Origin of the sequence: Streptococcus sp. oral taxon 064 (genome assembly GCF_001683375.1) — a bacterium.
GTDB lineage: Bacteria > Bacillota > Bacilli > Lactobacillales > Streptococcaceae > Streptococcus > Streptococcus oralis_S.
The window spans coordinates 247,538-265,729 of the sequence record NZ_CP016207.1 but is presented as its reverse complement, the minus strand read 5'-3'; the positions used below and the strand labels follow the sequence as shown (position 1 = coordinate 265,729).

At 42.9% G+C, this 18,192-nt stretch carries 15 protein-coding genes, 2 tRNA genes and 3 rRNA genes; 18 read left to right on the top strand and 2 right to left on the bottom strand.

The window, feature by feature from the left end:
• Window positions 1-68: 68 nt before the first annotated feature.
• The 12 genes from AXF18_RS10180 to AXF18_RS01280 all read left to right on the top strand — a co-directional run bounded on the left by AXF18_RS10180 (window position 69) and on the right by AXF18_RS01280 (window position 10,064).
• On the top strand, window positions 69-512 hold the full coding sequence (locus tag AXF18_RS10180; protein WP_000473212.1) for a hypothetical protein: 444 nt from the start codon (window positions 69-71) through the stop codon (window positions 510-512).
• 53 nt (window positions 513-565) lie between these two features.
• Complete coding sequence (locus AXF18_RS10175; protein WP_000637609.1) at window positions 566-1,354, top strand: hypothetical protein; 789 nt, start codon at window positions 566-568, stop codon at window positions 1,352-1,354.
• Between the two features lie 400 nt (window positions 1,355-1,754).
• Window positions 1,755-2,345, top strand: a complete 591-nt coding sequence (gene rpoE, locus AXF18_RS01325; protein WP_000418421.1) for a DNA-directed RNA polymerase subunit delta — start codon at window positions 1,755-1,757, stop codon at window positions 2,343-2,345.
• A 316-nt stretch (window positions 2,346-2,661) separates the two neighbouring features.
• Entirely contained in the window at window positions 2,662-4,269 is a 1,608-nt protein-coding gene (locus tag AXF18_RS01320; protein ID WP_049550089.1) for a CTP synthase, read from the top strand.
• A 95-nt stretch (window positions 4,270-4,364) separates the two neighbouring features.
• Complete coding sequence (locus tag AXF18_RS01315) at window positions 4,365-4,664, top strand: DUF4651 domain-containing protein (protein WP_002880345.1); 300 nt, start codon at window positions 4,365-4,367, stop codon at window positions 4,662-4,664.
• On the top strand, window positions 4,661-4,978 hold the full coding sequence (locus AXF18_RS01310; RefSeq protein ID WP_000586558.1) for a thioredoxin family protein: 318 nt from the start codon (window positions 4,661-4,663) through the stop codon (window positions 4,976-4,978). Before AXF18_RS01315 ends, AXF18_RS01310 begins: the two co-directional genes overlap by 4 nt.
• 14 nt (window positions 4,979-4,992) lie before the next feature.
• A complete protein-coding gene (gene ytpR / locus AXF18_RS01305; RefSeq protein ID WP_000578301.1) occupies window positions 4,993-5,619 on the top strand; it encodes a YtpR family tRNA-binding protein in 627 nt (208 codons plus the stop codon).
• Between the two features lie 41 nt (window positions 5,620-5,660).
• Complete coding sequence (locus AXF18_RS01300; protein WP_000002924.1) at window positions 5,661-6,422, top strand: SDR family NAD(P)-dependent oxidoreductase; 762 nt, start codon at window positions 5,661-5,663, stop codon at window positions 6,420-6,422.
• A 77-nt stretch (window positions 6,423-6,499) separates the two neighbouring features.
• Window positions 6,500-6,895, top strand: coding sequence for a single-stranded DNA-binding protein (locus AXF18_RS01295; RefSeq protein WP_000282460.1), 396 nt, complete (start codon window positions 6,500-6,502; stop codon window positions 6,893-6,895).
• 353 nt (window positions 6,896-7,248) lie between these two features.
• Window positions 7,249-7,533 (top strand): co-chaperone GroES, encoded by a 285-nt coding sequence (groES, locus tag AXF18_RS01290; RefSeq protein ID WP_000917319.1) that lies wholly within the window; start codon window positions 7,249-7,251, stop codon window positions 7,531-7,533.
• A gap of 15 nt (window positions 7,534-7,548) precedes the next feature.
• A complete protein-coding gene (gene groL, locus AXF18_RS01285; RefSeq protein WP_000031566.1) occupies window positions 7,549-9,171 on the top strand; it encodes a chaperonin GroEL in 1,623 nt (540 codons plus the stop codon).
• A 125-nt stretch (window positions 9,172-9,296) separates the two neighbouring features.
• Window positions 9,297-10,064 carry an epoxyqueuosine reductase QueH gene (locus tag AXF18_RS01280; RefSeq protein WP_000567565.1) on the top strand — a complete coding sequence of 256 codons (768 nt, stop codon included), beginning with the start codon at window positions 9,297-9,299 and terminating at the stop codon, window positions 10,062-10,064.
• A 69-nt stretch (window positions 10,065-10,133) separates the two neighbouring features.
• On the opposite strand, the gene AXF18_RS01275 is transcribed toward AXF18_RS01280, so the two are convergent.
• Both AXF18_RS01275 and recX read right to left on the bottom strand, forming a co-directional pair.
• Window positions 10,134-10,667, bottom strand: a complete 534-nt coding sequence (locus AXF18_RS01275; protein WP_000775318.1) for a DUF402 domain-containing protein — start codon at window positions 10,665-10,667, stop codon at window positions 10,134-10,136.
• 88 nt (window positions 10,668-10,755) lie between these two features.
• Window positions 10,756-11,532, bottom strand: a complete 777-nt coding sequence (gene recX, locus AXF18_RS01270; protein ID WP_000705071.1) for a recombination regulator RecX — start codon at window positions 11,530-11,532, stop codon at window positions 10,756-10,758.
• Window positions 11,533-11,569: 37 nt separating this feature from the next.
• Between recX and rlmD the strand changes: the two genes are divergently transcribed.
• From rlmD to rrf, 6 genes are all read left to right on the top strand, one after another.
• Window positions 11,570-12,931, top strand: a complete 1,362-nt coding sequence (rlmD, locus tag AXF18_RS01265; RefSeq protein WP_049550096.1) for a 23S rRNA (uracil(1939)-C(5))-methyltransferase RlmD — start codon at window positions 11,570-11,572, stop codon at window positions 12,929-12,931.
• A gap of 67 nt (window positions 12,932-12,998) precedes the next feature.
• A tRNA-Glu gene (locus tag AXF18_RS01260) sits at window positions 12,999-13,070 on the top strand.
• Window positions 13,071-13,301: 231 nt separating this feature from the next.
• A 16S ribosomal RNA gene (locus AXF18_RS01255) occupies window positions 13,302-14,850 on the top strand.
• A gap of 51 nt (window positions 14,851-14,901) precedes the next feature.
• Window positions 14,902-14,974 (top strand) — tRNA-Ala (locus AXF18_RS01250).
• Between the two features lie 122 nt (window positions 14,975-15,096).
• Window positions 15,097-17,999 (top strand): 23S ribosomal RNA (locus AXF18_RS01245).
• Between the two features lie 76 nt (window positions 18,000-18,075).
• A 5S ribosomal RNA gene (gene rrf / locus AXF18_RS01240) occupies window positions 18,076-18,191 on the top strand.
• The 16S, 23S and 5S rRNA genes sit together here with 2 tRNA genes alongside, the layout of an rRNA operon.
• Window position 18,192 lies beyond the last annotated feature (1 nt).

Here is an 18,192-nt window from a genome sequence, read left to right as displayed (position 1 = left end):
ACAGAAACACGGTGATAAACCGTGTTTTTTTGATATAATGGAAAATAAATTAACAAAGGTGGATAAATATGTTTAAAAAGATTTTCAAAGGTTTATTGTATATACTTGTTATTGTGATTGCAATTCTTTTACCATTATTAAGTGGTCAACATCCTATTATTACAGGTATATATAACTTTATATCCAAGGCAAATAAAGACTATTATCAAGTAGTTCTATCGGCTTTAGCAATTTTTACAACATTTTTGATTTTCAGTAGTCAAAATGAGAAAGAAAGAAACATACGTTATGAGGATGAGGAAAAAAGGAATGAACGTGAAGAAAAAGAATATCAAGCAAATCGAGAAAATCGATTTGCTTCTGCGCGTCCATATTTTATAGTCGAGAAGAATAATGCTAATTCAAAAGCAAAAATTAATATTTTTATGGAGAATGATGTTCCGTTAGAAAATATTCTTGTCTGTGAAAAAAAATATCTGATAAAGAAGATGAAGTTAATCCTCAAATTATAGGCACAAAAAATTCTGGTGATACTATTTACGAATTTTCTTTAGACGAAATAGAAATGATAGTCGTAAAATGTACAACTTATTTTGATGAAGATATCTATTTTCAATATTACACTGGAGATTTAACTGTTCACTATCGTATGATTCAAAATGCTGAGGATTTAGATTATAGTAAAAGTTTAAAACGCACATATCTTTCAGACTTTTTCATTGAGCAAAATGAAAAAAATGAGGAAAAAAATGAAAATACTGAGATATACAAACAGAATATCTATAGTCTTTCCTGGGAAAAGATTGCAAAGAAGAGATTTTCTCAATATAGGTCTCAAATTTTAAAATCAATTGTAGAAAATAGAATTTTTACAGAGAATAAAAATTTAAAAATAATTGCTGTCATTGAGAAGGATAGAATTGGAGAAATTTTGAGTGGTTCAATTAATTACTTAAGAGCATACAAAAAAGATTTTTCAAATGAACTTATTATTGAATTATTAGAAGTGATTAAAGAATTCATTAATAATAAATGGTATACTACATGTGGAACGCTTAGTGGAGCGCAGAAAGATTATTTCATAGGAAATTTAACTGATCCTATTTTTCGAAAAAAGTATAGTCTTATTTTTGATAAATCAGTTGATGCTGAGATTATGATGAATTATACTGAAGATTTAATTTTGTTTGTTAAAAAAGGAGGATTTAATGATTTTTTATTTAGAAATTTAGAAGTATATTTAGATGAAAGTGTTAGTATGGCTACTGGAAGAATTGGTTATGATACTGAAATTAATTTAGTGTATAACGATATTCGTTCAAAAATAAAACAAATACTTTCTAAAACATTATAAGATTTTAATAAAAAGAGGGCCTCTTGCTTTTATAGTTACATCAAATAAAGTCGAATTATATTTTCTATTTCAAAACGATTAATTATGTTATGCTAGAAAAAGCAATATTTTTAGAAATCAATTCACTACATAACAAGTACTGTAAGTTCAAACCAGCCTGAGAAGCATAACATTGTAATTTAATTTTCATATATAACCGCATTGAATTCATCTGGATTGATACTGAAACCCCACCTCACGATGCCATCGGCTGGGTAGCAAAGAAATAAAAAGTCCTGTCACTTTCTCCCATTTAACCTTTGACTATTCCGCAAAATTATCGTACAATAAAGAGTACATGATAAAATGAGGTCGGAGTCTGTCTACTCTGGCGATAGTAGTAAAAATGAGGAGAAACGCTTTGGAATTAGAAGTATTTGCTGGGCAAGAAAAAAGTGAACTATCTATGATTGAGGTAGCGCGTGCTATCTTGGAACTTCGTGGTCGCGATCATGAGATGCATTTTAGCGATCTTGTAAACGAAATTCAAAACTACCTTGGAACATCAAACAGCGATATCCGCGAAGCTTTGCCTTTGTTCTACACAGAGTTGAACTTTGACGGTAGCTTCATCTCACTTGGGGACAACAAATGGGGGCTTCGTTCATGGTATGGTGTAGACGAAATCGACGAAGAAATCATCGCTCTTGAAGAAAGTGACGACGATGAAGTAGCACCAAAAACTAAGAAAAAACGCGTCAATGCCTTTATGGATGGTGATTCAGATGCTATTGACTACAACGCAGATGATCCAGAAGACGAAGATGCATACGAAGCAGATCCAGCTCTTTCATACGATGATGAAAATCCAGATGATGAGAAAAATGAAGTGGAAGCTTACGATGCAGAAATCAACGAAATCGCTCCTGATGACTTGGGTGAAGACGTGGATCTTAACGAAGAAGACGACGAGTTTTCTGACGATGACGCTGAAACGAGTGAAGAAGAGTAAAAGACTTCACAGAGGAGATCGCCTGATCTCCTTTTTTGTTCCTTGAGCAGGTCATCCGTTTGAATGCGGATCTTTAGCTGGTTTTCTGAAAACAATCTCCTTTTTTTCATGTTTTACCCATTCGGGTTGACAAATGTTCTGCTTTAAGGTATTATATTGTTCGGGCACCTCTTTTAGAGGTCGGGGCTCCCTAGTTACTAGGGAGCTATTTTTGTTTTTCAGGAAGTTTTCTTGAAAAGTCGTTATTCATAAGGGTCTTGTTTTCTATGTCCCCTCGTAGTCAACAAGACCTTGAGCATTTTAGAAAGAGGAATCTATGTCTACGAAATATATTTTTGTAACTGGTGGTGTGGTGTCGTCTATTGGGAAAGGGATTGTGGCAGCAAGTCTAGGCCGTCTCTTGAAAAATCGTGGTCTAAAAGTGACTATTCAGAAGTTTGACCCTTATATCAATATCGATCCGGGAACCATGAGTCCTTACCAGCACGGGGAAGTCTTTGTGACTGATGATGGGGCTGAGACAGATTTGGACTTGGGTCACTATGAACGTTTCATCGATATCAACCTCAACAAATATTCCAACGTGACAACTGGTAAAATTTACAGTGAAGTTCTTCGTAAAGAGCGCCGTGGAGAATACCTTGGGGCAACTGTTCAGGTTATTCCTCATATCACAGATGCTTTGAAAGAAAAAATCAAGCGTGCCGCTGTAACGACAGACTCTGATGTCATTATCACAGAGGTTGGTGGAACTGTTGGGGATATCGAGTCCTTGCCATTCCTAGAGGCTCTTCGTCAGATGAAGGCAGATGTGGGTGCAGATAATGTCATGTATATCCATACAACCTTGCTTCCTTACCTCAAGGCTGCTGGTGAGATGAAGACCAAACCAACTCAGCATTCTGTAAAAGAATTGCGTGGTTTGGGAATCCAGCCAAATATGTTGGTTATTCGTACAGAGAAACCAGCTGGTCAAGGAATTAAAAATAAACTAGCTCAGTTCTGTGACGTGGCACCAGAAGCTGTTATCGAGTCTTTGGATGTCGAACACCTTTACCAAATTCCATTGAATTTGCAGGCACAAGGTATGGACCAAATTGTCTGTGACCATTTGAAACTAGACGCACCAGCAGCGGATATGACAGAGTGGTCAGCCATGGTGGACAAGGTTATGAACCTCAATAAACAAGTCAAGATTTCCCTTGTTGGTAAGTATGTGGAGTTGCAAGATGCCTACATCTCAGTGGTTGAAGCCTTGAAACACTCTGGTTATGCCAACGACGCAGAAGTGAAGATTAATTGGGTTAACGCCAATGATGTGACAGCAGAGAATGTAGCAGAACTCTTGTCTGATGCGGACGGAATAATCGTACCAGGCGGTTTTGGCCAACGTGGTACGGAAGGGAAAATTCAAGCCATCCGTTATGCGCGTGAGAATGATGTTCCAATGTTGGGAGTCTGCTTGGGAATGCAGTTGACTTGTATCGAGTTTGCTCGTCACGTTTTAGGTCTTGAAGGTGCCAATTCTGCTGAACTTGCACCAGAAACAAAATATCCTATCATTGATATCATGCGTGACCAGGTTGATATTGAGGATATGGGAGGAACCCTTCGTTTGGGACTTTACCCATCTAAGTTGAAACGTGGCTCTAAGGCAGCGGCTGCTTATCACAATCAAGAAGTGGTGCAACGCCGTCACCGTCACCGTTATGAGTTTAACAACGCCTTTCGTGAACAGTTTGAGGCAGCAGGTTTTGTCTTCTCAGGAGTTTCTCCAGACAATCGTTTGGTAGAAATAGTGGAGATACCTGAAAACAAATTCTTTGTAGCGTGTCAGTATCACCCTGAACTTTCCAGCCGTCCAAACCGTCCAGAAGAACTCTACACTGCCTTTGTGACTGCAGCAGTTGAAAATAGTAACTAGTTATCTTCTAATCTCTGAGAGCAATCTCAGAGGTTTTTAATTGCCTTGCTCGTATACGGCTTCCCTATTTGTCCTAGAGCCCTTTTTGTGTTACAATGAATGGTATGAAAGCTAAGAAATTATGGATGACTGGCTTGACTGTGGCTGGTCTAAGTGCCCTTGCTTTAGGGGCTAAAAAAGCAGCAGATAATCACAAGCTCATGAAGACTCAGGAAGAGTTGACCGCTATCGTGCGCGAACTTTTCTCAGATATGGGTGAGATTACGACTCTCTATGTTCAAGTCTACGAAAGTAGCCTAGAGCGACTTGTCGGAGGAGTCATTTTCGAGGATGGCCGTCACTATACCTTTGTCTATGAAAATGAAGACATGGTCTATGAGGAGGAAGTCTTATGATAATTCCTAGTAGTATAGAAGAACTAGCAGGTTTTGTCGAGCAAGATGGCAAGAAGGTCTTCCTTTTTGTGGCAGACTGGTGTGGCGATTGTCGTTATATCTATCCATCCTTGCCAGAGATTGAGGAGACCAATCCAGAGTTCACATTTATTCGAGTGGACCGAGACCAGTATCTGGATCTGGCCAAACTCTGGGATGTGTACGGCATTCCTAGCCTTGTTGTGCTAGAAAAGGACAAGGAAATCGGCCGTTTTGTCAATCGCGACCGTAAAAGCAAGGAAGAAATTAACGACTTTTTAGCAGGACTGAAATAGGAGAAAATGAAAGAATGATTTTTACATATAATAAAGAGCATGTTGGCGATGTCCTTATGGTCATCGTGAAAAACAGCGGAGATGCCAAACTAGACGTGGAGCGCAAAGGCCAAGTAGCCCGTGTTTTCCTCAAAGATAATGGGGAAACAGTAGCTTGGAATATTTTCGAAGTTTCAAGTTTGTTTGAAATTGCAGAGCGTGGTCAAGTCTTTTTGACAGATGAGCAAGTCGCTCGTTTGAACCAAGAATTGCAGGCGGAAGGATTTACAGAAGAAATTATCAATGACAAAGAACCTAAGTTTGTTGTTGGTGAAATTGTCGAGATGGTAGCTCACCCAGATAGTGACCACCTCAACATCTGCCAAGTTGCAGTCGCAAGTGACAAGACAGTGCAAATCGTTGCAGGGGCTCCCAATGCGCGTGTTGGGTTGAAAACCATTGTAGCTCTTCCTGGAGCGATGATGCCAAAAGGCAATCTCATTTTCCCAGGCGAACTTCGCGGTGAAAAGAGTTTTGGCATGATGTGCAGCCCTCGTGAATTGCATTTGCCAAATGCTCCGCAAAAACGTGGTGTTATTGAATTATCAGAAGACCAAGTTGTCGGAACTCCATTTGACCCAGCCAAACACTGGACTGCCTAGGAAATTGTCGGTATTTGATAGATCAGATAGAGGGGGATAAGATGGCAAATAATGTAGTGATTACAGGAGCGACTTCAGGAATCGGTGAAGCGATTGCGCGTGCTTATCTGGAGCAGGGGGCGAATGTCGTTCTAACAGGGCGACGGACAGACAGACTAGAGACCCTCAAGTCAGAGTTTGCAGAAACTTTTCCAAATCAAACAGTTTGGACCTTTGCACTGGATGTCACGGATATGACCATGGTGAAGACTGTCTGCTCCGATATTTTGGAAACGATAGGTCAGATTGATATCTTGGTCAATAACGCTGGACTAGCTCTTGGCTTGACTCCCTATCAAGACTACGAAGAATTGGATATGCTGACCATGTTGGATACCAATGTCAAGGGTTTGATGGCAGTTACTCGCTGTTTCTTACCAGCAATGGTAAAAGTCAATCAGGGTCATATTATCAACATGGGATCGACCGCAGGAATCTATGCCTATGCTGGGGCAGCTGTTTACTCAGCCACCAAGGCAGCAGTTAAGACTTTTTCAGATGGTCTGCGAATTGATACCATTGCAACGGATATCAAGGTGACCACCATTCAACCAGGGATTGTCGAAACAGATTTCTCTACAGTTCGTTTTCATGGTGACAAAGAGCGTGCTGCCACCGTCTATCAGGGAATTGAGGCCTTGCAAGCTCAGGATATTGCAGATACAGTGGTCTATGTGACCAGTCAGCCTCGTCGTGTGCAGATTACAGATATGACCATTATGGCCAATCAACAGGCGACAGGTTTCATGGTTCATAAAAAATAAAAAATTTTCTCGAAAAGTTACAAATTTCTGTAACTTTTTTTGATTCCTTGCGAATAGATAAGTAGGAGGAAGAAAATATGTATAATAAAGTTATCATGATCGGGCGCTTGACGTCTACACCAGAATTGCACAAAACCAACAATGACAAGTCAGTAGCGCGAGCAACTATCGCTGTGAATCGTCGTTACAAAGACCAAAACGGTGAACGTGAAGCTGACTTTGTCAATCTGGTTCTTTGGGGAAAATTGGCTGAAACCTTGGCAAGCTACGCAACTAAAGGTAGTCTTATCTCTGTGGATGGAGAACTTCGTACTCGTCGCTTTGAGAAAAATGGCCAGATGAACTATGTGACTGAAGTCCTTGCCACAGGATTCCAACTTTTGGAAAGCCGCGCCCAACGTGCTATGCGTGAAAATAACGCTGGACAGAATTTGGCAGATTTGGTCTTGGAAGAGGAGGAATTGCCATTTTAATACTCTTCGAAAATCTCTTCAAACCACGTCAGTTTCACCTTGCCGTAGGTATAGGTAACTGACTTGGTCAATCTTATCTACAACCTCAAAACATTGTTTTGAGCTGACTTCGTCAGTTCTATCTACAACCTCAAAGCAGTGCTTTGAGCAACCTGCGGCTAGCTTCCTAGTTTGATCTTTGATTTTCATTGAGTATAAACATTGAAAAGTCTGAGTTGGTCTCAGGCTTTTTATCTTGCCAAAGTCAGACTTTTTTCTTGACTATTTCTGACCAAGTGATACAATAGAACTATGAATTAGCACTCATATATAAAGAGTGCTAATAATATGTAGTTTATCATGGAGGAAAACAGATGTTGAAACCATTAGGAGACCGTGTGGTCTTGAAAATCGAAGAAAAAGAACAAACTGTTGGAGGCTTTGTCCTTGCGGGCTCAGCCCAAGAAAAAACAAAAACAGCCCAAGTTGTAGCTACTGGACAAGGGGTTCGTACCTTGAACGGTGACTTGGTTGCTCCAAGCGTTAAGGCTGGAGACCGTGTCTTAGTTGAAGCCCACGCTGGTATTGATATCAAAGATGGCGATGAGAAGTACATCATCGTTGGCGAAGCTAACATTTTGGCTATCATTGAAGAATAGAAGGAGAAAGTAAGTATGTCAAAAGAAATTAAATTTTCATCTGATGCTCGTTCAGCTATGGTTCGTGGTGTCGATATCCTTGCAGACACTGTTAAAGTAACCTTGGGACCAAAAGGCCGTAATGTCGTTCTTGAAAAATCATTTGGCTCGCCCCTCATCACCAATGACGGTGTGACCATTGCAAAAGAAATCGAGTTGGAAGACCATTTTGAAAATATGGGTGCCAAATTGGTATCAGAAGTAGCTTCAAAAACCAATGATATCGCAGGTGACGGGACAACAACTGCAACTGTCTTGACCCAAGCTATCGTCCGTGAAGGAATCAAGAACGTCACAGCAGGTGCCAATCCAATCGGCATTCGTCGGGGGATTGAAGCAGCGGTTACCGCAGCTGTAGAAGCCTTGAAAAACAATGCTATCCCTGTTGCCAATAAAGAAGCCATCGCTCAGGTTGCCGCTGTATCTTCTCGTTCTGAGAAAGTCGGCGAATACATCTCTGAAGCCATGGAAAAAGTGGGTAAAGACGGTGTTATCACCATTGAAGAGTCACGTGGTATGGAAACAGAGCTTGAAGTCGTGGAAGGAATGCAGTTTGACCGCGGTTACCTTTCACAGTACATGGTGACAGATAGCGAAAAAATGGTGGCTGACCTTGAAAATCCATACATTTTGATTACCGATAAGAAGATTTCAAATATCCAAGAAATCTTGCCACTCCTAGAAAGCATTCTTCAAAGCAACCGTCCTCTCTTGATTATTGCGGATGATGTGGATGGTGAAGCTCTTCCAACTCTTGTATTGAACAAGATTCGTGGAACCTTCAACGTAGTAGCAGTTAAGGCACCTGGTTTTGGTGATCGCCGTAAAGCGATGCTTGAAGATATCGCTATCTTGACAGGTGGAACAGTTATCACAGAAGATCTTGGTCTTGAGTTGAAAGATGCGACTATTGAGGCGCTTGGTCAAGCGGCGAGAGTAACTGTGGACAAAGACAGCACTGTTATCGTAGAAGGTGCTGGAAATCCTGAAGCTATTTCTCACCGTGTTGCAGTTATCAAGTCTCAAATCGAAACCACAACCTCTGAATTTGACCGTGAAAAATTGCAAGAACGCTTGGCAAAATTGTCAGGTGGTGTCGCAGTCATCAAGGTCGGAGCTGCAACTGAAACTGAGTTGAAAGAAATGAAACTCCGCATTGAAGATGCCCTCAACGCTACTCGTGCAGCTGTTGAAGAAGGAATCGTTGCTGGTGGCGGAACAGCTCTTGTAAATGTCATTCCAGCCGTAGCTGATTTGGAATTGACAGGAGATGAAGCGACAGGACGCAATATTGTTCTCCGTGCCTTGGAAGAACCTGTTCGTCAAATCGCTCACAATGCGGGATTCGAAGGTTCTATTGTTATTGACCGCTTGAAGAATGCAGAAGTTGGTACAGGCTTCAACGCAGCAACTGGCGAATGGGTCAACATGATTGAAGAAGGAATCATTGACCCAGTGAAAGTGAGCCGTTCAGCCCTTCAAAATGCAGCATCTGTAGCCAGCTTGATCTTGACAACAGAAGCAGTCGTAGCCAATAAACCGGAACCAGCAGCCCCAGCTCCAGCCATGGATCCAAGCATGATGGGCGGCATGATGTAAAAGTAACTTATAAAAAACACAAAAGGAGGGAAGAACATTCCCTCCTTTTATGGTTTTCTCTTCTAAAATTGATTTGAGCTCTCCTAACTTATATGATAAAATAAGACTAGAAAAAGGAGAAGAACATGATTGATGTAGAAGAAATTCTGAGCAAGATGAATCCCAATCAGAAGATTAATTATGACCGTGTTATGCAAAAAATGGTTCAAGTTTGGGAGAAAAATGAGCAACGTCCCACTATTCTCATGCATGTTTGCTGTGCTCCTTGTAGTACCTACACCCTAGAATACCTGACCAAATACGCGGATGTGACCATCTATTTTGCCAATTCCAATATCCATCCCAAGGCAGAATACCACAAGCGAGCTTACGTCACCAAGAAATTTGTTAATGATTTCAATGAGCGAACAGGAAATACGGTCCAGTATATAGAAGCGCCTTATGAACCCAATGAATACCGGAAGTTAGTCAGAGGACTGGAAGAAGAACCAGAAGGTGGCGATCGTTGCAAGGTTTGTTTTGATTACCGTTTGGATAAAACAGCACAGGTAGCTATGGACTTGGGCTTTGACTACTTTGGTTCAGCTTTGACCATCAGTCCCCATAAGAACTCTCAAACCATCAACAGCATCGGAATCGATGTGCAAAAGATTTACACCACCCACTATCTTCCAAGTGATTTCAAGAAAAATCAAGGCTACAAGCGCTCGGTGGAGATGTGCGAGGAGTATGATATCTATCGTCAATGTTATTGTGGATGCGTCTATGCAGCTCAAGCCCAGAATATTGATCTTGTTCAGGTTAAGAAGGATGCCACAGCTTTCTTGTTGGATAAGGATGTTGAAAAAGACTATTCCCACATCAAGTTTACTGTCACTAAATTAGATATATAGCAATTAACCCAGCTTCTAGGCTGGGTTTTTCAAATAAAAAACCAGAGCTCTCACCCCGGTTTGACAACTTTACCGATTCTTTAGTTCTATGTAGCGTTTGTACCAAATGTTGACATAGGCCTCTGAGAAAGGACCGCGCCCATTGTTGATCCAATCAACAAGGATTTTAACATGCTCTTTCAAAATATAGTCTAAATCATCAGAATACTTCATTTTGCGTTTATGGCGCTCATACTCTTCAACGTCCAAGAGACGCTTTTCACCATCAGTGAAGACCTTGACATCCAAATCATAATCAATGTATTTCAGGGCTTCCTCATCTAGATAGTAGGGGCTGGCCATATTGCAATAGTAGGAAATCCCATTATCACGAATCATGGCAATGATATTAAACCAATATTTTTTGTGAAAGTAAACAATAGCCGGTTCTCGAGTCACCCAACGACGACCGTCACTTTCGGTAACAAGTGTGTGGTCGTTGACGCCGATAATAGCGTTCTCTGTTGTTTTTAGTACCATGGTGTCCCGCCAAGTACGGTGGAGACTCCCATCATGCTTATAACTTTGAATTGTAATAAAGTCGCCTTCTTTTGGAAGTTTCATAACTAACCAACTTTCTACAATTTATAAGTTTATCGTCTACTATTATATCATAAATTGGTCTAATTTTTTTGAATTTTACCTGAAAATGTTAAAGATATTCTCTGAGAGCGCTCGCTATATCCGAAAAATCATAGCCTTTTCTAGCTAAAACTTGAGTTAATCGTTGCTTTAGTTCGTAACCTTCATATTTGCGAGCGTATTTAGCATATTGTTTATCCAGTTCTTTAAAAATGAGCTCTTGAGTCGTTTCTTGGTCGACTTGACTGTCCAAGTCGTCAAAGGTATTCTTAGCATCAGAATAGGAGAAGCCTTTGTTGGTCAAGTTTTGGATAATCTTATCTTGCAAGGCACGAGCGGGAAGCTTTCCCGTGTATTTTTTTAGAAGTTTCTCCGCCACACGTTGAGCAACCTCCGAAAAATCAAAATCCTTTAAAACATCTTCAATAGTTGCTTTGGCAATCCCTTTTTGAGACAGTTTTTGAGCCAGCACATAAGGTCCCTTATCTCCAGAAAGTTGATTGGCATTGATGATAGAGTAGGCATACTGACGATCATTAATCCAGTTATCTTCTTTAAGATTAGCGATAACTTGACTAGTGATTTTTTCATCAAGATCATACTTTTTCAGATACTCACGAACTTCCTTTTCGGTTCGAGCTTTAAATGATAGATGATAGAGGGCGAGATTTTTACCATAAGAGAACTGGGCAAAGTCCTGAATCTCGGTAAGTTCCTCTTTACTAATGACTTTATCTCGAGACAACATAAAACGGACAATGGTATCCTCCGTGATATAAGAAGTTTGCTGTCCATCTAGTTCCATCAAGTAGAGGCGTTTTTTCTTTTCAAGTTTTGTGATTTTCATAGTTCTATTATACCCTAAAATGTGATAAGATAGGGGTATGAATCTGAAAGTCAAACAAAAAATACCTTTAAAAATCAAGCGGATGGGCATCAATGGCGAGGGAATCGGATTTTACCAAAAAACTTTAGTATTTGTGCCTGGAGCCCTCAAAGGAGAAGACATCTATTGTCAAATTACTTCTATTAAACGTAACTTTGTTGAAGCCAAATTACTAAAGGTTAATAAGAAGTCTAAATTTCGAGTCGTACCAGCTTGTACGATTTATAATGAATGTGGTGGTTGCCAAATCATGCACCTCCACTATGATAAACAGTTAGAGTTCAAAACAGATTTGCTCCACCAAGCCCTGAAAAAATTTGCCCCTGCGGGATATGAAAACTATGAAATCCGTCCAACTATCGGAATGCAGGAACCAAAGTACTACCGTGCTAAGCTTCAATTCCAGACTCGGAAATTTAAAAATCAGGTCAAGGCAGGTTTGTATGCGCAAAACTCTCATTATCTCGTAGAGTTGAAAGACTGTTTGGTGCAAGATAAGGAAACCCAAGTGATTGCGAATCGCCTAGCTGAACTTCTTACTTACCACCAAATTCCAATTACAGATGAGAGAAAAACGCTCGGTGTTCGCACGATTATGGTACGAAGAGCAAGAAAAACGGGGCAAGTTCAAATAATCATTGTTACGAATCGTCAGCTTAATTTAACCCAGCTAGTAAAAGACTTAGTTAAAGATTTTCCAGAAGTCGTCACAGTTGCAGTCAATACAAATACAGCGAAAACAAGTGAAATCTATGGTGAAAAGACGGAAATTATCTGGGGCCAAGAGAGCATTCAAGAAGGAGTACTCGACTATGAGTTTTCTCTCTCGCCCCGAGCTTTTTATCAACTTAATCCGGAGCAGACAGAAATTCTCTATAGTGAAGCAATTAAGGCTCTGGATGTCAGCAAAGAAGACCATCTAATCGATGCTTATTGTGGTGTTGGTACGATTGGATTTGCCTTCGCAAAGAAGGTCAAGAGTCTCAGAGGAATGGATATTATTCCGGAAGCCATAGAAGATGCCAAGAGAAATGCTCAAAAAATGGGGTTTGACAATACCCATTACGAAACGGGAACAGCTGAAGAGATTATTCCACGCTGGTATAAAGAAGGCTACCGAGCAGATGCCTTGATAGTCGATCCTCCTCGTACAGGCTTAGATGATAAGTTACTGGATACCATTCTGACCTATGTCCCAGAAAAAATGGTCTATGTATCCTGCAATGTTTCGACCTTGGCACGAGATTTGGTTAAACTGGTAAAAGTTTATGATCTCCAGTATATCCAGTCAGTCGATATGTTTCCCCACACTGCACGAACAGAAGCAGTAGTTAAGTTAGTGAAGAAAAGAAAAAATTAAATTCACTGAAAAAAGTCCTTGACAAAGGTAAAAAAGTAGGTATAATAGAAAGAGTTGAAAAGCTCAAGGTCCGTTGGTCAAGGGGTTAAGACACCGCCTTTTCACGGCGGTAACACGGGTTCGAATCCCGTACGGACTATGGTGTATTGCGGTTAAAAAAACTTGAAAAAAGTTTAAAAAATCTGTTGACAGAGACAGGTAGCTGTGATATACTAATATAGTTGTCGCTTGAGAGAGATTGAGTGACAAAGACCTTTGAAAACTGAACAAGACGAACCAATGTGCAGGGCACTATAACTGAAGTTATAGTACTGAACAATGAAAAAAACAATAAATCTGTCAGTGACAGAAATGAGTAAGAACTCAAACTTTTAATGAGAGTTTGATCCTGGCTCAGGACGAACGCTGGCGGCGTGCCTAATACATGCAAGTAGAACGCTGAAGAGAGGAGCTTGCTCTTCTTGGATGAGTTGCGAACGGGTGAGTAACGCGTAGGTAACCTGCCTGGTAGCGGGGGATAACTATTGGAAACGATAGCTAATACCGCATAAGAGTAGATGTTGCATGACATTTGCTTAAAAGGTGCAATTGCATCACTACCAGATGGACCTGCGTTGTATTAGCTAGTTGGTGAGGTAACGGCTCACCAAGGCAACGATACATAGCCGACCTGAGAGGGTGATCGGCCACACTGGGACTGAGACACGGCCCAGACTCCTACGGGAGGCAGCAGTAGGGAATCTTCGGCAATGGACGGAAGTCTGACCGAGCAACGCCGCGTGAGTGAAGAAGGTTTTCGGATCGTAAAGCTCTGTTGTAAGAGAAGAACGAGTGTGAGAGTGGAAAGTTCACACTGTGACGGTATCTTACCAGAAAGGGACGGCTAACTACGTGCCAGCAGCCGCGGTAATACGTAGGTCCCGAGCGTTGTCCGGATTTATTGGGCGTAAAGCGAGCGCAGGCGGTTAGATAAGTCTGAAGTTAAAGGCTGTGGCTTAACCATAGTACGCTTTGGAAACTGTTTAACTTGAGTGCAAGAGGGGAGAGTGGAATTCCATGTGTAGCGGTGAAATGCGTAGATATATGGAGGAACACCGGTGGCGAAAGCGGCTCTCTGGCTTGTAACTGACGCTGAGGCTCGAAAGCGTGGGGAGCAAACAGGATTAGATACCCTGGTAGTCCACGCCGTAAACGATGAGTGCTAGGTGTTAGACCCTTTCCGGGGTTTAGTGCCGCAGCTAACGCATTAAGCACTCCGCCTGGGGAGTACGACCGCAAGGTTGAAACTCAAAGGAATTGACGGGGGCCCGCACAAGCGGTGGAGCATGTGGTTTAATTCGAAGCAACGCGAAGAACCTTACCAGGTCTTGACATCCCTCTGACCGCTCTAGAGATAGAGCTTTCCTTCGGGACAGAGGTGACAGGTGGTGCATGGTTGTCGTCAGCTCGTGTCGTGAGATGTTGGGTTAAGTCCCGCAACGAGCGCAACCCCTATTGTTAGTTGCCATCATTCAGTTGGGCACTCTAGCGAGACTGCCGGTAATAAACCGGAGGAAGGTGGGGATGACGTCAAATCATCATGCCCCTTATGACCTGGGCTACACACGTGCTACAATGGCTGGTACAACGAGTCGCAAGCCGGTGACGGCAAGCTAATCTCTTAAAGCCAGTCTCAGTTCGGATTGTAGGCTGCAACTCGCCTACATGAAGTCGGAATCGCTAGTAATCGCGGATCAGCACGCCGCGGTGAATACGTTCCCGGGCCTTGTACACACCGCCCGTCACACCACGAGAGTTTGTAACACCCGAAGTCGGTGAGGTAACCTTTTAGGAGCCAGCCGCCTAAGGTGGGATAGATGATTGGGGTGAAGTCGTAACAAGGTAGCCGTATCGGAAGGTGCGGCTGGATCACCTCCTTTCTAAGGATAAGGAACTGCACATTGGTCTTGTTTAGTCTTGAGAGGTCTTGTGGGGCCTTAGCTCAGCTGGGAGAGCGCCTGCTTTGCACGCAGGAGGTCAGCGGTTCGATCCCGCTAGGCTCCATTGGTGAGAGATCACCAAGTAATGCACATTGAAAATTGAATATCTATATCAAATAGTAACAAGAAAATAAACCGAAACGCTGTAGTATTAAAAGAGTTTATGACTGAAAGGTCAAAAAATAAGGTTAAGTTAATAAGGGCGCACGGTGGATGCCTTGGCACTAGGAGCCGAAGAAGGACGTGACAAACGACGATATGCCTTGGGTAGCTGTAAGTAAGCGATGATCCAGGGATTTCCGAATGGGGGAACCCAACAGGTACTACCTGTTACCCGCATCTGTTAAGGATGTGAGGAGGAAGACGCAGTGAACTGAAACATCTAAGTAGCTGCAGGAAGAGAAAGCAAAAGCGATTGCCTTAGTAGCGGCGAGCGAAACGGCAGGAGGGCAAACCGAAGAGTTTACTCTTCGGGGTTGTAGGACTGCAATGTGGACTCAAAGATTATAGAAGAATGATTTGGGAAGATCAGCCAAAGAGAGTAATAGCCTCGTATTTAAAATAGTCTTTGTACCTAGCAGTATCCTGAGTACGGCGGGACACGTGAAATCCCGTCGGAATCTGGGAGGACCATCTCCCAACCCTAAATACTCCCTAGTGACCGATAGTGAACCAGTACCGTGAGGGAAAGGTGAAAAGCACCCCGGGAGGGGAGTGAAATAGAACCTGAAACCGTGTGCCTACAACAAGTTCGAGCCCGTTAATGGGTGAGAGCGTGCCTTTTGTAGAATGAACCGGCGAGTTACGATATGATGCGAGGTTAAGTTGAAGAGACGGAGCCGCAGGGAAACCGAGTCTGAATAGGGCGAATTAGTATCATGTCGTAGACCCGAAACCATGTGACCTACCCATGAGCAGGTTGAAGGTGCGGTAAGACGCACTGGAGGACCGAACCAGGGCACGTTGAAAAGTGCTTGGATGACTTGTGGGTAGCGGAGAAATTCCAAACGAACTTGGAGATAGCTGGTTCTCTCCGAAATAGCTTTAGGGCTAGCGTCGACATAAAGATTCTTGGAGGTAGAGCACTGTTTGGGTGAGGGGTCCATCCCGGATTACCAATCTCAGATAAACTCCGAATGCCAATGAATTATGGTCGGCAGTCAGACTGCGAGTGCTAAGATCCGTAGTCGAAAGGGAAACAGCCCAGACCACCAGCTAAGGTCCCAAAATAATTGTTAAGTGGAAAAGGATGTGGGGTTGCACAGACAACTAGGATGTTAGCTTAGAAGCAGCTATTCATTCAAAGAGTGCGTAATAGCTCACTAGTCGAGTGACCCTGCGCCGAAAATGTACCGGGGCTAAAACAATTTACCGAAGCTGTGGATACCTTTATAGGTATGGTAGGAGAGCGTTCTATGTGTGAAGAAGGTATACCGTGAGGAGTGCTGGAACGCATAGAAGTGAGAATGCCGGTATGAGTAGCGAAAGACAGGTGAGAATCCTGTCCACCGTAAGACTAAGGTTTCCAGGGGAAGGCTCGTCCGCCCTGGGTTAGTCGGGACCTAAGGAGAGACCGAAAGGTGTATCCGATGGACAACAGGTTGATATTCCTGTACTAGAGTATGTAGTGATGGAGGGACGCAGTAGGCTAACTAAAGCAGACGAATGGAAGTGTCTGTCTAAGCAGTGAGGTGTGATATGAGTCAAATGCTTATATCTATAACATTGAGCTGTGATGGGGAGCGAAGTTTAGTAGCGAAGTTAGTGACGTCACACTGCCAAGAAAAGCTTCTAGCGTTTAAACATACTCTACCCGTACCGCAAACCGACACAGGTAGTCGAGGCGAGTAGCCTCAGGTGAGCGAGAGAACTCTCGTTAAGGAACTCGGCAAAATGACCCCGTAACTTCGGGAGAAGGGGTGCTGACTTTAAGTCAGCCGCAGTGAATAGGCCCAAGCAACTGTTTATCAAAAACACAGCTCTCTGCTAAATCGTAAGATGATGTATAGGGGGTGACGCCTGCCCGGTGCTGGAAGGTTAAGAGGAGTGCTTAGGAGTAATCCGAAGGTATGAATTGAAGCCCCAGTAAACGGCGGCCGTAACTATAACGGTCCTAAGGTAGCGAAATTCCTTGTCGGGTAAGTTCCGACCCGCACGAAAGGCGTAATGATTTGGGCACTGTCTCAACGAGAGACTCGGTGAAATTTTAGTACCTGTGAAGATGCAGGTTACCCGCGACAGGACGGAAAGACCCCATGGAGCTTTACTGCAGTTTGATATTGAGTGTCTGTACCACATGTACAGGATAGGTAGGAGTCTAAGAGATCGGGACGCCAGTTTCGAAGGAGACGTTGTTGGGATACTACCCTTGTGTTATGGCCACTCTAACCCGGATAGGTTATCCCTATCGGAGACAGTGTCTGACGGGCAGTTTGACTGGGGCGGTCGCCTCCTAAAAGGTAACGGAGGCGCCCAAAGGTTCCCTCAGAATGGTTGGAAATCATTCGCAGAGTGTAAAGGTATAAGGGAGCTTGACTGCGAGAGCTACAACTCGAGCAGGGACGAAAGTCGGGCTTAGTGATCCGGTGGTTCCGTATGGAAGGGCCATCGCTCAACGGATAAAAGCTACCCTGGGGATAACAGGCTTATCTCCCCCAAGAGTTCACATCGACGGGGAGGTTTGGCACCTCGATGTCGGCTCGTCGCATCCTGGGGCTGTAGTCGGTCCCAAGGGTTGGGCTGTTCGCCCATTAAAGCGGCACGCGAGCTGGGTTCAGAACGTCGTGAGACAGTTCGGTCCCTATCCGTCGCGGGCGTAGGAAATTTGAGAGGATCTGCTCCTAGTACGAGAGGACCAGAGTGGACTTACCGCTGGTGTACCAGTTGTCTTGCCAAAGGCATCGCTGGGTAGCTATGTAGGGAAGGGATAAACGCTGAAAGCATCTAAGTGTGAAACCCACCTCAAGATGAGATTTCCCATGATTTTATATCAGTAAGAGCCCTGAGAGATGATCAGGTAGATAGGTTAGAAGTGGAAGTGTGGCGACACATGTAGCGGACTAATACTAATAGCTCGAGGACTTATCCAAAGTAACTGAGAATACGAAGTGTGAGGTTTTCTTGGTATTTGATAGATATTCAATTTTGAGTAGGTATTACTCAGAGTTAAGTGACGATAGCCTAGGAGATACACCTGTACCCATGCCGAACACAGCAGTTAAGCCCTAGAACGCCGGAAGTAGTTGGGGGTTGCCCCCTGTGAGATATGGAAGTCGCTTAGCT

What these genes read in the sequence shown, in the direction of transcription:
- AXF18_RS10180 (WP_000473212.1), top strand. Translation starts at nt 69, where the DNA reads ATGTTTAAAAAGATTTTCAAAGGTTTATTGTATATACTTGTTATTGTG.
- AXF18_RS10175 (WP_000637609.1), top strand. Translation starts at nt 566, where the DNA reads ATGATAGTCGTAAAATGTACAACTTATTTTGATGAAGATATCTATTTT.
- AXF18_RS01320 (WP_049550089.1), top strand. Translation starts at nt 2,662, where the DNA reads ATGTCTACGAAATATATTTTTGTAACTGGTGGTGTGGTGTCGTCTATT.
- AXF18_RS01315 (WP_002880345.1), top strand. Translation starts at nt 4,365, where the DNA reads ATGAATGGTATGAAAGCTAAGAAATTATGGATGACTGGCTTGACTGTG.
- AXF18_RS01310 (WP_000586558.1), top strand. Translation starts at nt 4,661, where the DNA reads ATGATAATTCCTAGTAGTATAGAAGAACTAGCAGGTTTTGTCGAGCAA.
- ytpR (WP_000578301.1), top strand. Translation starts at nt 4,993, where the DNA reads ATGATTTTTACATATAATAAAGAGCATGTTGGCGATGTCCTTATGGTC.
- AXF18_RS01300 (WP_000002924.1), top strand. Translation starts at nt 5,661, where the DNA reads ATGGCAAATAATGTAGTGATTACAGGAGCGACTTCAGGAATCGGTGAA.
- AXF18_RS01295 (WP_000282460.1), top strand. Translation starts at nt 6,500, where the DNA reads ATGTATAATAAAGTTATCATGATCGGGCGCTTGACGTCTACACCAGAA.
- groES (WP_000917319.1), top strand. Translation starts at nt 7,249, where the DNA reads ATGTTGAAACCATTAGGAGACCGTGTGGTCTTGAAAATCGAAGAAAAA.
- groL (WP_000031566.1), top strand. Translation starts at nt 7,549, where the DNA reads ATGTCAAAAGAAATTAAATTTTCATCTGATGCTCGTTCAGCTATGGTT.
- AXF18_RS01280 (WP_000567565.1), top strand. Translation starts at nt 9,297, where the DNA reads ATGATTGATGTAGAAGAAATTCTGAGCAAGATGAATCCCAATCAGAAG.
- AXF18_RS01275 (WP_000775318.1), bottom strand. Translation starts at nt 10,667, where the DNA reads ATGAAACTTCCAAAAGAAGGCGACTTTATTACAATTCAAAGTTATAAG.
- recX (WP_000705071.1), bottom strand. Translation starts at nt 11,532, where the DNA reads ATGAAAATCACAAAACTTGAAAAGAAAAAACGCCTCTACTTGATGGAA.
- rlmD (WP_049550096.1), top strand. Translation starts at nt 11,570, where the DNA reads ATGAATCTGAAAGTCAAACAAAAAATACCTTTAAAAATCAAGCGGATG.